The sequence below is a fragment of the Pseudomonas sp. P4_D7 genome (assembly GCF_056401755.1).
On sequence record NZ_JBFUIR010000073.1, the window covers coordinates 1 to 14,466 of the forward strand.

The window sequence follows — 14,466 nt, forward strand, 5'->3', positions numbered from 1 at the left end:
ACATATGCCTCACTGACACACCGCTATCGCGAGCAGGCTCACTCCTACAAGGGATCTGCGGATTTGCGCGATATCCAGTAAACTGCCGCACGTTTTTCTTCAAGTAGTGTTTTCCCATGCAAATTGCTCTGGCGCCCATGGAGGGGTTGGTCGACGACATCCTCCGCGACGTGCTGACCCGCGTTGGCGGCATCGACTGGTGTGTGACCGAGTTCATTCGGGTCAACGACCAGCTGCTCACGCCGGCCTATTTCCACAAGTTCGGCCCGGAGTTGCTCAACGGTGCCCGCACCGCCTCCGGTGTGCCATTGCGCGTGCAATTGCTCGGTTCCGACCCGGTGTGTCTGGCGGAAAACGCTGCACTGGCCTGCGAACTCGGCTCTGAAGTGATTGACCTCAACTTCGGCTGCCCGGCCAAGACCGTGAACAAGTCCCGTGGCGGCGCGGTGCTGCTCAAAGAACCGGAACTGCTCAACCAGATCGTCGAACACGTGCGCCGCGCTGTACCCGCGCACATTCCCGTCACCGCAAAAATGCGCCTGGGCTTCGACAGTCCCGACGGTTCGCTGGTCTGCGCCACTGCGTTGGCTGAAGGCGGTGCCGAGCACATTGTGGTTCATGCCCGAACCAAAATGGACGGCTACAAGCCGCCGGCGCATTGGGAGTGGATTCCGCGCGTGCAAGAGGTGGTCAAAGTCCCGGTGTTCGCCAATGGCGATATCTGGAGCGTCGAAGACTGGCGCCGCTGCCGCGAAATCAGCGGCGTCGAAGACATCATGCTCGGTCGCGGTCTGGTCTCGCGCCCGGATCTGGCCAGGCAGATTGCTGCCGCTCGCGCTGGCGAAGAAGTGGTCGAGATGACCTGGGCCGAGCTGATGCCGCTGATTCAGGACTTCTGGCTGCAAGCCAAAGCGCAGATGACCGCACGCCAATCGCCGGGCCGTTTGAAGCAATGGTTGGCCATGCTGACGCGCAGTTATCCCGAGGCCACCGAGCTGTTTACGGTGCTGCGCCGTGAGACCGAACCGGATCATGTCTCGCGTCTGCTCGGTCTGCCAGTGGCTGAAGCGGCTTGAAAAAAATCTGCAAATAATCTCTTGAAATCATTTCAGCGGTCCCTATCTAAGGGTTACGCGATGCCGAATTCGGGTCGCGGAGTCAAAAAACCTTGCTGATTGTTTTCAGGAGATTTGAACCATGAGTACTGCATTTTCCCTCGCGCCACTGTTCCGTTCCTCGGTAGGTTTYGACCGTTTTAACGACCTGTTCGAAACCGCCCTGCGCAACGAGCCAGGCAGCAGCTACCCACCTTACAACGTCGAAAAGCACGGTGATGACCAATACCGCATCGTCGTAGCGGCCGCCGGTTTCCAGGAAGAAGACCTGGAACTGCAAGTCGAAAAAGGTGTGCTGACCATCAGTGGCGGCAAGCGTGATGCCAACGAAGGCGTGACCTTCCTGCATCAGGGCATCGCCCAACGTGCTTTCAAGCTGTCCTTCCGCCTGGCCGATCACATCGAGATCAAGGCGGCGGATCTGAAAAACGGTCTGCTGAGCATCGACTTGTTGCGGGTGATCCCGGAAGAGGCGAAAGCCAAACGCATCCCGATCAACGGGGTGGAGAAGCCGGCGTTGCAGCACTGAGTCATGTGCCGCAACACAATCGTCTGAACGGATGATGAGCCGCTGAATGAAGGCCCCGATACGTCGGGGCCTTTTTTGTGCGCGCAAGAAAACCGTTGTTCGACTTTGCCACTGGCGGTGGTTTCTCTACAATCCGCGGCAGTTTTGCCGACCCCCATTCCTCACCGGTCGGCCTGGAGCCTTTTTTCATGGACGAGATTCAACAGCGCTGGCTGTGCGCTTTGTCTGCGCCAATGGCGGCGATCAATACCGGCGCCAGCTACGACGACCCCGCGTTCTGCGACGATCGCTACATCGACTTGAAAGACAGCTGGGGTATCGACGACCGTGGGCAATTGTTCGACATGCTCGAACGGATGACCGACGACGGCCACGCTAAGCACCTCAGTGCAGCTTATCTGGCGTGGCAGCGTTGTCTGCCGAGTGAATGGCAGGCCTTGCTGGACGATCTCTCTCCCCGTGAACGCATCCTGCACGAGTTTGCCAGCCGCACCTTCGGCAGTTGTGGGCCGGGCGGGATTCTGTCCTGGGACTATGGCCGCATGGGTTTTCTCTTGCGCTGTGCGGTGCGCAATCAGTGGGTCGACCTGGACGAAAGCAACTGGCTGCACAGTCGTTTGGCCCTCAGAGCGCAATTTCACTACGGTAGCTGGATGGCTTACTTCGATGGCTTTGTCGTGGGCCGGACCTTCTGGTCCTGCCTGAGCGCCAGCGACGATGAGCTTGCGCGCGAACTCGATCGACAAGGCGCCAACGCCCTTAACGTGCGGATTGCCCGCGGCCTTGCCGAGAACATTCCTCAGTTCCTTGCTGATTTGCCGTGGCACATGGAAATCGATTTGCCGCCACGTCCGGCATCGCTCAAGGAGTTCGACTGGTCATGAGTTGCTGGATCCGCTTGGGCATCGAGCCTACCACCGACGAAAACCTGATTCGCAACGCCTATCGCGCACGTTTGCCGGCGCATCACCCGGAGACCGATCCACAGGGATTTCAGGCGTTGCGCATGGCCTACGAAAACGCCCTGCGTCTGGCTCGTGAAGATGAGGAAGAGGAGCCTGAGCACGAGTACGAGTCCCAAGCCTCAGAACAGACTGTCGTTGAGGTCCCTCCAATGTTCGGGGATTTTTGCGCGTTGCTGGATGATCCCGCGCGCCGGTTCAATTTCGCCGCGTGGCAGGCCTTTATTCGAGGGCTGGATGAGCTGTCGCTGGACGTGCTCGATGAACTCAGCTGGCCGCTGTACCACCGGATGGCCGACGCCGGTCCGTTGTCGTACCGCTGCGCGAATCTTTTGGCCAAGCGTATGGCCTGGGATCAACAGTTGCTGGATCTGGGCTTCGACGACGCGCATCAGGTGGGCTTCTTTCTCCAGCGAATCGAAACGCCGGACCCGTTCGATACGGATCTGATGTGCACATGGTCAGAGGCCGCCCAGACTGAATCGCTGTGGTACGCCCGTAGTCTCGACTTCATCTTCAACCAGCGTCCACTGCCTGAGTTCGCCGACTTCGCCAGTCAGCACACCTGCCTGCCGTTGCCGGAGGATGCCGTGTTCCTCAAGCGTCTGCTGGTGCAGTTCACTCAGGCAGGTATTGGCGGGCCGACGTTTTTGCAGTGCTGTATCGAGGAGCAGCTTGCTGCACCGGACGATGTCGACTGGCTTTACCTGTTGGCGTGTCAGAGCAGTCTGCTGGGGCGCGACGATCAGGCATTGCCGTGCTGGATCCGGCTGTGGAACGAGCATCGCCATCCGATGGCGGAAAGTCGTCTGCTGGAGCTGTGTGCCAAGCGCCAGCCGACTTTTCTGCCCTTGCTGAGTCAGGCATTCGATCGTCTGCAGGGCATTTCTGCCTGGCCAGAGGATCTTGCCGATGACGCCCAGGTGTATGGCTCTCCGTCACAACATCCCGAGACGCTGAACCGTTGGCTGGGTGTCGGGCGGTTAAAGCTTGAGAGCCTTGCGCAAAGCTTTGTCGATTGGCGCGTGACCGCTGATGAACTGCCATTGCTCGCGCAATTGCTGGGCGAAAATGCCGACAGCCGATTGCTGCATCTATACCGGTACGCCTGGGCGCTGCATCGGGGTGATGCGGCGTTGTTGCAGCAGATTGTGGATGCTCCGCTGCCGATCGATGCCCTCGAAAGCCTGGTGATGAGCGGATTCAAATATCAGGCTGCGCAACACCTGCGCTGGTTGGGCGAGGCACCGATTGCGCTGGCCATGAGCGCTTTCTGCGATGCGCATCCAAGTCCTCAGCCATTGCCGCAGGTGCTGACAAAAGGTGAGTCGCACAAAGTTTGTCGTCTGTGGTTGCGTCGCTTGCGGCCCTATAACGACACTGCGCTGGAACGCATGACCGAGGCGTTCAAGCTGGGTGCGGTCAAAGACGACTGTGACTTGTCCGAACTCGACTTGATGCTCCAGTTGAGCCGTCGCGGGATTCAGTTGCCGCCGGTCGGGCTGGGTGAGGCCGCTTGGGAGTGGCACGCGCAGACCCTGTTTTTGCTGGCATTGCTGGAACAACCCGAACGCTGGCTGCAAATGATTGACGCGCAGTGCGTGGAGCGCCTGCCTTTCAATCCGGCCCATCCGTTGAGTCGCCTGCAACCGTTGTTACGGCGCTTGCAGCGTGAGCAAGGCCATTGCGCCGGTTTGCTCGGATGGTTGCAAGGCAATGACCCGGTGCACGGCTTGTTGGTGCAGCAATTGTTCAGCGTTCAGCAGGCGCTCGACAGCGCGCGATTGCCGGCCAATAGCCTGCTTTACACCTGCCTCGAAAGCGATCGTGCTGCCTGCGGCGATGATTTGCTGGGGTTGATGATGTTCTGGGGCGTGCTCTATCACGATCCGAGCCTGAGTGCTGAGCAGCATCGCGCATTGTTGCAGTCGATTGCGGCGATCAGTTGTGAGGACGATTGGTTCGAAGGCTTCCGCGACGGTTTGATCAAAGGCGAGCCGGTGTGGCCGCCGCGCAAAGTGCTGACCGATTTTGGCGTCGACAAACTGTTGGCGTATGAAGCGCTGGATGCGCTCAAGGGCCTGATTCGCTATGGCGCTGCTGGCGTGCCGAAAACGCGCGTCCTGCGCCAACTGCAACAGGGCAAGGACGATGTGCAGAACAGCATCGGGCTGCGCCTGGCTCTGTGCGCGATATTGTCCTGGTCGGAACGATTACTGCTGGCGAAAAGCGATGCTCAGCCGGTACCGGCGACAGCGATCTGGCGTCTGGGATCGCGGTTGGGGCGTAAGGCTTTTATCGCTCAGGTCTTGGCCTGCGTGGTGATTGCACCGGTGGCAGGGCTGATCAGTGGCACCACGGGCGCTGGCATTCTTATCCTGATACTCGGAGTTCTGCTGGTATTTGGCGCGATTTTGCGTCGCTTGCACGACATGGGCCGGGGCATCCCGACCTTGTTGATCTTCATGGCGCTGACACCGATGTTGCCATTCCTGCCGCTGCTGCTGTTCGGCTTTCCCGGTGACAAGTTGCCCAACCGCTATGGTGTGCCGCCGGACAGCGGCGATAGCGAGATGCTGTCCGGCGGCCTGCAGGCTGCCTTGCGGCGCCTCAACGGCTAGAGGCGCAGTTGATCCAGTGCCTTGTTCAGCTCTGTGCGATGGCTGGCGATCTCCGCTGATTGCTGGCCGCCGAGCACTGTGGTGAAGCTGTGCAGCCACTCGGCTATGTGCTCGCGTTGTGTGCCGAGGCTCTGCATCCATGCCCGCTCCAGACGGGCCAGCAATGTGCGGTTGGGCAGTGCGTCACGTGGATGGACTTTCAGCGTCGACAGCCGGTTATGGCTGTCTCGGCGCGCTTGCTCGTCCAGACCGGTGGGACTGCGGTCGATGCTGTGACTGTGACGCTCGCCGGTTTCGAGCAGGGTGACGTCGACTTCGAGCAAACCGTTGATGTCATAGCTGAAGCGCACGTCCAGTTCCTGGATGTGTTGAGTAGGCGTCAACGTGACTTCGAAAGCATCAATCAGAATGTTGTCGCACACCCACGGCCGTTCACCCTGATAGACGGCGATGCGCAGCACTGTTTGCTTAGGTTGGGTGGTGTAATAGCGCTCCACCCTTGACGTCGGAATGATGGTGTTACGTTCGATGATGGGCGAGAAGGCACCTTTGATGTCTTCTCCACGCATGGTCGCAATCCCCAGCGTATACGGGCAGACATCCGTCAGAATCAACTCTTCAACCGCCCCGTCACGCGCCTTGCACGCCGCTTGCGTCGCCGCCCCCAGCGCAACAATGGTGTCCGGATCAAGATGCCGGTAAGGCAAGCGCCCGAACAACGTCGCGACCATCTGCTGCACTGCCGGCATGCGCGTGGCGCCGCCGACCAGCACCAGGCTGTCGAGGTCGCGGGGCTTGAGTCGGGCATCGCGCAGCGCTTGTTCGATCGGTGCACGCAAACGGGCCAGTAGCGGCTCCCAGATTTTCACCGCAGCGGCTTCGTCCAGCGACCACTCGAACGTTTTGTCGCCATGGCGCCAGCTCAGCGGCTGAACACCTTCAGCGAGTTTGCATTTCAGTTGCTCCAAGGCGTCGCCGAGGCTGGCCATGCTTTGCGCATCGACCATTGCCGGGGTCAGTTGCCAGTGTTTCAGGCAGGCCTGCAACAGCGCAGCGGTGAAGTCTTCGCCGCCGAGAAAGTTGTCGCCAGTGGAGGCGTGCACTTCGATCAGGGGCAAAGCGTATTCCAGCACCGTGACATCAAAGGTGCCGCCGCCCAGGTCGAAGATCAGCGTGCGTTCGAATTTCTGTTCATGCAGCCCGTAAGCCATCGCGGCGGCGGTTGGCTCGTTGATCAGGCGTGTCACCGACAGCCCGGCCAGTTCGGCGGCAAACAGCGTGCGTTTGCGTTGTTCGTCACTGAAATACGCCGGGACGGAAATCACCGCTTCCGATACTGCGTGGCCGAGAAAGGCTTCGGCGTCCTGCTTGAGTGCGCCGAGTACCAGCGCCGACAACTCTTCCGGACTGAACTGGCGTGTACCGAGCTGGACTTGCTTATCGCTGCCCATGAAGCGCTTGAATGCTGCGGCGGTGCGATCCGGGTGCGTGGTCAGGCGCGCGCGGGCGGCTTTGCCGACCAGAATCGTGTCGTCTTCATCGAGGCTGACCACCGAGGGCGTCAGCACATCACCCAGGGCGTTGGGAATCAGTCTGGCCTGACCGTCCTGCCAGACGGCGATCAGACTGTTGGTGGTGCCAAGGTCAATGCCCAGCAGGGCCGGGCGGGGGAGGGTTGCATCCTGCATGTCAGATCTCGAAACGGCGCAAAAACCGCGACCCTACAGGTTGCTGCAAATCGTGGCAATTGCGCGTCTGTTGCAACGTGCACCGGTTACGGCAAGAGCTTTTTCAGATCCTCGAGCGCAACCGGTCGACTGTGCAGATAGCCTTGATACAAATGGCAGCCCAAACCCTGCAGGAACGCCAGTTGTTCCGGGGTTTCGACGCCCTCGGCAATCACCTCCAGCTCCAGGCTGCGCGCCATGGCGACAATCGCGCGGATGATCTCGGCATCGTTCGGGTCGGTCGTGGCATCGCGGATAAACGACTGATCGATTTTCAGCGTGTCCACCGGCAGGCGCTTGAGGTAAGTCAGCGACGAATAGCCAGTGCCGAAATCATCCATCGCAAAGCTCACGCCGAGTTTTTTCAGCCGGCGCATTTTGCTGATGGTGTCTTCCAGATTCTGGATGACGATGCCTTCGGTGATCTCCAGTTTCAGTAGCGAGCAGGGCAGACCATGGCTGCTCATGCTGTGTTCGATGCGTTCGACAAAATCGTTCTGGCGGAACTGCCGTGGACTGATGTTCACGCACAGGCTGAAATTCAGCGGGTCGACCAGTTTCAGGGCGATCAGTTGTTTGAACGCGTTGCAGGCTTCGTCGAGGATCCAGGTGCCGACTTCGAGAATCAGGCCGCTGTCTTCTAGCACTTTGATGAACTCGGTGGGCGACTGCGCACCCAGTTCCGGGTGATTCCAGCGCACCAAGGCTTCGGCGCCGATGATGCGGTTGTCGCGGGCGTCGACCTGCGGCTGAAAGTGCACGTTGAATTCACCGCGCGACAGCGCCAGGCGCAAGTCGGTTTCCATGCGCAGCCGTTCGCTGGCGGCCTTCTGCATGGTGTTGTGATACATCTGCGTGGTGTTGCGCCCGGAATCCTTGGCCCGGTACAGGGCAATGTCGGCGCGTTTGAGCAGGTCGGTCGGCGTCGAGCCATGATCGGGAATCAGCGCCACGCCGATGCTTGGCGTCACTTGCAGGCGCTGGCCGTCGAGGAACATCGGTTCCGAGAGCAATTCGCGCAGAGTGTCGGCCAGATTACGCACCTGCACGCTGACCTCATTGCGCGAGCCTTCGAGGCCGCTGAGCAGCACGACAAACTCGTCGCCACCGAGGCGCGCGACGGTATCTTCCATGCGCACACTGGCTTCGAGCCGCGCCGTGATGATTTTCAGCACGGTGTCGCCGACCGGGTGGCCGAGAGAGTCGTTGATGTGCTTGAAGTGATCGAGGTCGAGAAACAGCAAGGCACCGCGCAGATTGTGGCGCTTGAGCAGGGCGATCTGCTGGCTCAGGCGATCCATCAGCAGGGCGCGATTGGGCAGGTTGGTCAGCGGGTCGTGATAGGCCAGATGCCGGATCTGTGCTTCGGCGTTTTTCAGCAGGCTGACGTCTCGGGCGGTCAGCAGCAGGCACGCGGTTTCATTGAGGGTGATCGGCTCGACCGAGACTTCCACGGTCAGTATTTCCCCGCGTTTGTTGCGCCCGAGCATTTCCTGATGGTGCACGCGGCCCTTGATCTGCAACTCGGCGAGTAACGCCGAACGCTGTTTCTCTTCAGCCCAAATACCCACCTGATAAACCGTTTTGCCCACGACCTCTTCGGCACGATAGCCAGTGAGACGGCAAAAACCGTCGTTGACCTCCAGATAACGCCCGGTGTCGCGCTCGGTAATGGTGATTGCGTCGGGGCTGGAGTGGAACGCCTTGGCGAATTTCTCCTCACTGGCTTTCAGCGCTGCTTCCGAGCGCTGCTGCTGGGTGATGTCGCGCAGGGTGGTGACGATACAAGCCTGATCGCCGACGCTGATCTGCCGGCTGGAAATCACGCAGGTCAGCGACTGGCCGTCCTTGTGTTGCACGATGATCGCGACATTGCTCAAGCCCTGTTCGCGGATGACCCGTTCAATCCGTTGCAGGCTTTTTGCCGAGGCATCCCACAGGCCGATTTCTTCGGCGGTATGGCCGATGACGTCGGCGGCGCTCCAGCCGAACGTCTGGGTAAAGCTGTTATTGATCTCGATAAACTCGCCGCTGTCCTGGCGGGTGACGCAGATCGGGTCCGGGCTGACCTGGAACAGCGTGGCGAATTTCTCTTCCGAGGCCACCAGCCGTTGCTCGCGCTCGACCTGATCGGTGATGTCCAGCAGTGTGCCGGCCATGCGCAGCGGTGCGCCGTTGTCGTCGCGGTAGAGGCGGGCGCGGCTTTCCAGATAGCGCGAACTGCCGTCCGGCAATTGCACGCGATAAGTCAGTTGATAATTGCCCGCCGGGCCTTCGCGCAGGCTGCGGTAGGCGTCGCGCATGCTGTCGCGTTCCTCACCGGGGACGCCTTCGAAAAACTCTTCGAACGACTCATGAAAGGGTTTCGGCTCCAGCCCGTGCAACTGCGCGGCGCGCGCCGAGCCGTAGAGCATGCCGCTGGGAATGTGCCAGTCCCAGGTGCCGAGCTGTGCCGAGTCCAGCGCCAGATCGAGACGTTCCTGGCTGTCCTTCAAGGCGTGTTCGGCGGCTTTGCGTTCGGTGGTGTCGAGAAACGTACTGAGCAGATAGGGCTGGCCTTCGAGTTCGACTTTCTGCGCACTGAGAATGCCGTCGTGGATTTGCCCGTTGCTGGCGCGAAACTGCACTTCCATGGCGATCAGCTCGCCTTTGGCTTTGGTTTTTTTCACCAGTTCTGCGCGTTGCTCCGGGTGCACCCACAAACCCAGCTCCAGCGTGGTGCGGCCGATGGCGCTCTGCACTGGCCAGCCAAACAGGCTTTCAAAATACTGATTGGCCTCGCTGATCAAACCGTCTTCCTGACGGGTCAGCAGGACCATGTTCGGGCACAGGTGAAAAAGTGTCGCGAAACGTTTTTCCGAACTGCTCAGCGCCTGCTCGCGCTGGCGCTGCTGGGTGATTTCGCGAATCACCCCGATCATTCGGGGGCGGCCGTTTTTATCCGGCAGCAGGCTGCCGCTGATTTCCAGCCAGTGCAGGCTGCCGTCAGGCCAGCGGATGCGGTGGTGCATCGCTTGTTCCAGCGGCGCCCCGGCAATCACCGCGTGGAAGGCGCGAACCGTTTTCGCGCGGTCTTCCGGGGGCAGCAGATCAAGGTATTCAAGGTCTGCCGGCAGCGGCTGGCGCGGGTCGAAACCGAACAAGGCCTGGGTGCCACGCGACCAACTGATCTGCCCGCGCTCGATGTCCCAGTACCAGGCGCCGAGCCGCGCGCCGTTGAGCGCCGCCAGCAATTGCGGCGCGCTCTCCCAGCTCTGCTCGGAATGTCGCGGGTCAATCGCCTGAATACGCGGCATCGGCGGAATTCGGTCAACAGATTTCGGCATCGTGGACAAGCCTTGAGCTGAGGGTGACGTTAGGCACAGGGGCAGCGGCTCTTTAGGAGTAGCACAAGATGGCCTCAAGTCCCTGGCAGATCGATTTGTGCATCCAGTAAGGCCATAAAGGCCCGCGCCGCATTCGAGAGCGTCCGTTCAGTGTGCAGGATATAGCCTAGCTGGCGACTGAGCTGTATGCCCGGCAATACGATGCTTGCCACCTGCTCGTCGAGCATGGTGCGCGGCAAAACGCTCCAGGCCAGGCCGATCGAGACCATCATCTTGATGGTTTCCAGGTAGTTGGTACTCATGGCGATGTTCGGCGTCAGGCTCTGGGCCTCGAATAACCGTTGGACAATGTGGTGCGTGAAGGTGTTGCCACCGGGGAAAACCGCCGGATGACCGGCAATGTCCGCCAGAGTGACGGGGCCATTGCTGATCAGCGAATGCTCCGGGGCGACCACAAAGTCCAGCGGGTCGTCCCAGACCGGCGTGGCTTTGACCAGGGCGTGAGGCTCCGGCGCCAGGGTGATGACCGCCAGTTCAGCGCGGCCATGGAGAATTTCTTCATAGGCCACTTCCGAATCGAGGAACTGAATATCCAGCGCCACCTCTGGGTAGCGGCGGGTGAATTCGCGCAAAAGCGGTGGCAAGCGGTGCAAGCCGATGTGGTGACTGGTGGCCAGGGTCAAACGCCCGCTGACTTCGCCGGTCAGATTGGTCAGGGCGCGGCGGGTGTCATCCAGCACGTTGAGAATCTGATAAGCCCGTGGCAACAGGGCGCGGCCGGCCTCGGTCAGGCCGACTTCACGACCCAGCCGATCGAACAGGCGCACCTTCAATTGCTGCTCCAGCCCGGCGATGCGTTTGCTGATCGCCGGCTGTGTCAGGTGCAGCCGTTCGCCGGCGCCGGAGAAGCTGCCGGTCTCGGCAATCGCGATAAAAGCATTGAGGTTGGCCAGATCCATGTTTGTATTCCAGTTGGTTATCCAAAGCATAAAAAATATGAATTTGAGTTATTTAATCTAACCCCATAGGATCGGCCTCACAAGCCAAAGGGTTATTGATAAGCCCAGGGCATAGAAACAAGCTGATGAGGAACCGTCTGATGGCCGGCAAAACGCTCTACGACAAGCTCTGGGATTCGCATTTGGTCAAGCAGCGCGACGATGGCTCGGCGCTGATCTATATCGATCGTCACATCATTCACGAAGTGACCTCGCCGCAAGCCTTCGAAGGCCTGCGTCTGGCCGGGCGCAAGCCTTGGCGCATCGATGCCAACATCGCGACCCCGGACCACAACGTACCAACGACTCCTGAGCGCAAGGGCGGCATCGAAGCCATTGCCGACCAGGTCTCGCGTTTGCAGGTTCAGACCCTCGATGACAACTGTGATGAATACGGCATCGTCGAGTTCAAGATGAACGACGTCCGCCAAGGCATCGTTCACGTGATCAGCCCGGAGCAGGGCGCGACCTTGCCGGGCATGACCGTGGTCTGCGGCGACTCGCACACCTCGACCCACGGCGCCTTCGGCGCTCTGGCGCACGGTATCGGCACTTCCGAGGTCGAGCACGTGCTCGCCACCCAGTGCCTGGTCGCGAAGAAAATGAAGAACATGCTGGTGCGCGTCGAAGGGCAATTGCCGTTCGGCGTGACCGCCAAGGACATCGTCCTCGCGGTGATCGGCAAGATCGGCACCGCCGGCGGTAACGGCCATGCCATCGAGTTCGCCGGCAGCGCGATTCGCGACTTGTCCGTTGAAGGCCGCATGACCATCTGCAACATGTCCATCGAAGCCGGCGCCCGCGTTGGCTTGGTGGCAGCGGACCAGAAGACCGTTGATTACGTGAAGGGCCGTCCTTTTGCACCGAAAGGCGCCGAATGGGACATGGCCGTTGAGGCCTGGAAAGACCTGGTTTCCGACGCTGACGCCAAGTTTGACACCGTGGTTGAACTCGACGCCGCACAGATCAAGCCGCAAGTCAGCTGGGGCACTTCGCCTGAGATGGTTTTGGCCGTTGATCAGAACGTGCCGGACCCGGCCAAAGAGATGGATCTGGTCAAGCGCGACTCGATCGTCCGCGCTTTGAAATACATGGGTTTGACCGCCAATCAGGCGATCACCGACATTCAACTGGATCGCGTGTTTATCGGTTCCTGCACCAACTCGCGGATCGAAGATTTGCGCGCTGCGGCGGTGATCGCCAAGGGCCGCAAAGTCGCTTCGACCATCAAGCAAGCGATCGTGGTACCGGGTTCGGGTCTGGTCAAGGCGCAGGCTGAGGCCGAAGGTCTGGACAAGATTTTCCTCGAAGCCGGTTTTGAATGGCGTGAGCCGGGCTGCTCGATGTGCCTGGCGATGAACCCGGATCGTTTGGAGTCCGGCGAGCATTGCGCCTCGACCTCCAACCGTAACTTCGAAGGCCGTCAGGGTGCCGGTGGCCGTACCCACCTCGTCAGCCCGGCCATGGCGGCTGCGGCAGCGGTGAACGGTCGTTTCATCGACGTTCGTGAATTGATCTGAAGGAGCGCAGCATGAAAGCTTTTACCCAGCACACTGGTCTTGTCGCGCCTCTGGATCGTGCCAACGTCGACACCGACCAGATCATTCCGAAGCAGTTCTTGAAGTCGATCAAGCGCACCGGTTTCGGCCCGAACCTGTTTGACGAGTGGCGTTACCTCGATGTCGGGCAACCGTATCAGGACAACTCCAAGCGCCCGTTGAACAAGGACTTCGTGCTCAACGCCGAGCGTTATCAAGGCGCCAGCGTGTTGCTGGCCCGTGAGAACTTCGGTTGCGGCTCCAGCCGTGAACACGCGCCATGGGCGCTGGAAGAATACGGTTTCCGCAGCATCATCGCGCCGAGCTACGCCGACATTTTCTTCAACAACAGCTTCAAGAACGGCTTGCTGCCGATCATCTTGAGCGACGCTGAAGTCGATGAGTTGTTCAAGCAGGTCGAGGCTGAGCCGGGCTATCAATTGCAGGTCGATCTGCAAGCGCAGACCGTGACCCGTCCGGATGGCAAGGTGTACAGCTTCGAGATCGATGCGTTCCGCAAGCATTGCCTGTTGAATGGTCTGGACGATATCGGTTTGACCTTGCAGGACGGTGATGCGATTGCGACGTTTGAGGCCAAGCATCGGGTTAGCCAGCCGTGGTTGTTCCGCGACGCATAAGCAACTTTTGAATTGATGCAGTTCAGGCTGGCCTCTTCGCGAGCAAGCTCGCTCCCACAGGGGAATGCATTTCAAGTGTGGGAGCGAGCTTGCTCGCGAAGGCGTTAGTCCAGGCAATAAAAGGCTAAAACCCAGAAGGATGTGACCATGACCAGCACCGCCCAGCACACCCAGGTCGTACAAAAGCAATTCGGTGAACAGGCCGCCGCCTACCTGAGCAGCGCCGTTCACGCTCAAGGCACCGAGTTCGCACTGCTACAGGCTGAGCTGAAAGGGCAGGGCAGCGCCCGGGTGCTGGATCTGGGCTGCGGCGCCGGTCACGTCAGTTTTCACGTCGCACCGCTGGTCAGGGAAGTGGTCGCCTACGACCTGTCGCAGCAAATGCTCGACGTGGTCGCCGCTGCGGCCGTTGATCGCGGTTTCACCAACATTGCCACGGTCAACGGCGCCGCCGAGCGCCTGCCGTTTGCCGATGGCGAGTTCGACTTCGTGTTCAGCCGGTATTCGGCGCATCACTGGAGCGATCTCGGTGTGGCTCTGCGCGAAGTGCGTCGGGTGTTGAAGCCGGGCGGTGTGGCGGCGTTCGTTGATGTGTTGTCACCGGGCAGTCCGTTGTTCGACACTTACCTGCAAAGCGTCGAGGTGCTGCGTGACACCAGCCATGTGCGCGATTATTCCGCCGCCGAATGGCTGCGTCAGGTCAGCGAGGCCGGTTTGCATGTACGCAGTACCACCCGTCAGCGCCTGCGTCTGGAGTACACCAGTTGGGTTGAGCGCATGCGCACGCCTGAAGTGCTGCGCGCCGCGATCCGCCAGTTGCAGCAGTCGATGGGCAATGAAGTGCGCGAATATTTTGAGATTGATGCCGACGGCTCGTTCAGTACAGATGTAATCGTATTGATGGCTGAGCGATAAGAATTTTTCCGGGCGCGCCTAAGTTGGCGCACCGACTGAAGACACGAGGAAAGCATGAGCAAGCAGATTCTGATTCTCCCAGGTGACGGTATTGGTC

At 60.1% G+C, this 14,466-nt stretch carries 10 protein-coding genes; 7 read left to right on the forward strand and 3 right to left on the reverse strand.

The annotated features are described in order from the left end of the window. Nucleotides 1–116: 116 nt before the first annotated feature. The 4 genes from AC1DVF_RS27135 to AC1DVF_RS27150 all read left to right on the forward strand — a co-directional run bounded on the left by AC1DVF_RS27135 (nt 117) and on the right by AC1DVF_RS27150 (nt 5,227). On the forward strand, nt 117–1,076 hold the full coding sequence (locus AC1DVF_RS27135) for a tRNA dihydrouridine synthase (protein WP_477783442.1): 960 nt from the start codon (nt 117–119) through the stop codon (nt 1,074–1,076). Between the two features lie 121 nt (nt 1,077–1,197). Then, a complete protein-coding gene (locus AC1DVF_RS27140) occupies nt 1,198–1,644 on the forward strand; it encodes an Hsp20 family protein (RefSeq protein WP_093432063.1) in 447 nt (148 codons plus the stop codon). 188 nt (nt 1,645–1,832) lie between these two features. After that, on the forward strand, nt 1,833–2,528 hold the full coding sequence (locus tag AC1DVF_RS27145; RefSeq protein WP_116255289.1) for a DUF1266 domain-containing protein: 696 nt from the start codon (nt 1,833–1,835) through the stop codon (nt 2,526–2,528). After that, on the forward strand, nt 2,525–5,227 hold the full coding sequence (locus AC1DVF_RS27150; RefSeq protein WP_477783443.1) for a DUF805 domain-containing protein: 2,703 nt from the start codon (nt 2,525–2,527) through the stop codon (nt 5,225–5,227). Before AC1DVF_RS27145 ends, AC1DVF_RS27150 begins: the two co-directional genes overlap by 4 nt. Here AC1DVF_RS27150 and AC1DVF_RS27155 read toward each other — a convergent pair. From AC1DVF_RS27155 to AC1DVF_RS27165, 3 genes are all read right to left on the reverse strand, one after another. Further along, entirely contained in the window at nt 5,224–6,915 is a 1,692-nt protein-coding gene (locus AC1DVF_RS27155; protein WP_477783444.1) for an Hsp70 family protein, read from the reverse strand. The genes AC1DVF_RS27150 and AC1DVF_RS27155 overlap by 4 nt on opposite strands. Before the next feature lie 86 nt (nt 6,916–7,001). Next, entirely contained in the window at nt 7,002–10,280 is a 3,279-nt protein-coding gene (locus tag AC1DVF_RS27160) for a sensor domain-containing protein (RefSeq protein ID WP_477783445.1), read from the reverse strand. 74 nt (nt 10,281–10,354) lie between these two features. Next, a complete protein-coding gene (locus AC1DVF_RS27165) occupies nt 10,355–11,239 on the reverse strand; it encodes a LysR family transcriptional regulator (RefSeq protein WP_093432075.1) in 885 nt (294 codons plus the stop codon). 140 nt (nt 11,240–11,379) lie between these two features. Between AC1DVF_RS27165 and leuC the strand changes: the two genes are divergently transcribed. From leuC to AC1DVF_RS27180, 3 genes are all read left to right on the forward strand, one after another. Continuing rightward, on the forward strand, nt 11,380–12,798 hold the full coding sequence (gene leuC / locus AC1DVF_RS27170) for a 3-isopropylmalate dehydratase large subunit (RefSeq protein WP_016984527.1): 1,419 nt from the start codon (nt 11,380–11,382) through the stop codon (nt 12,796–12,798). Between the two features lie 11 nt (nt 12,799–12,809). Further along, entirely contained in the window at nt 12,810–13,454 is a 645-nt protein-coding gene (gene leuD / locus AC1DVF_RS27175; protein ID WP_007913445.1) for a 3-isopropylmalate dehydratase small subunit, read from the forward strand. Nucleotides 13,455–13,601: 147 nt separating this feature from the next. Next, complete coding sequence (locus AC1DVF_RS27180) at nt 13,602–14,369, forward strand: class I SAM-dependent methyltransferase (protein WP_477783446.1); 768 nt, start codon at nt 13,602–13,604, stop codon at nt 14,367–14,369. Nucleotides 14,370–14,466: the final 97 nt, after the last annotated feature.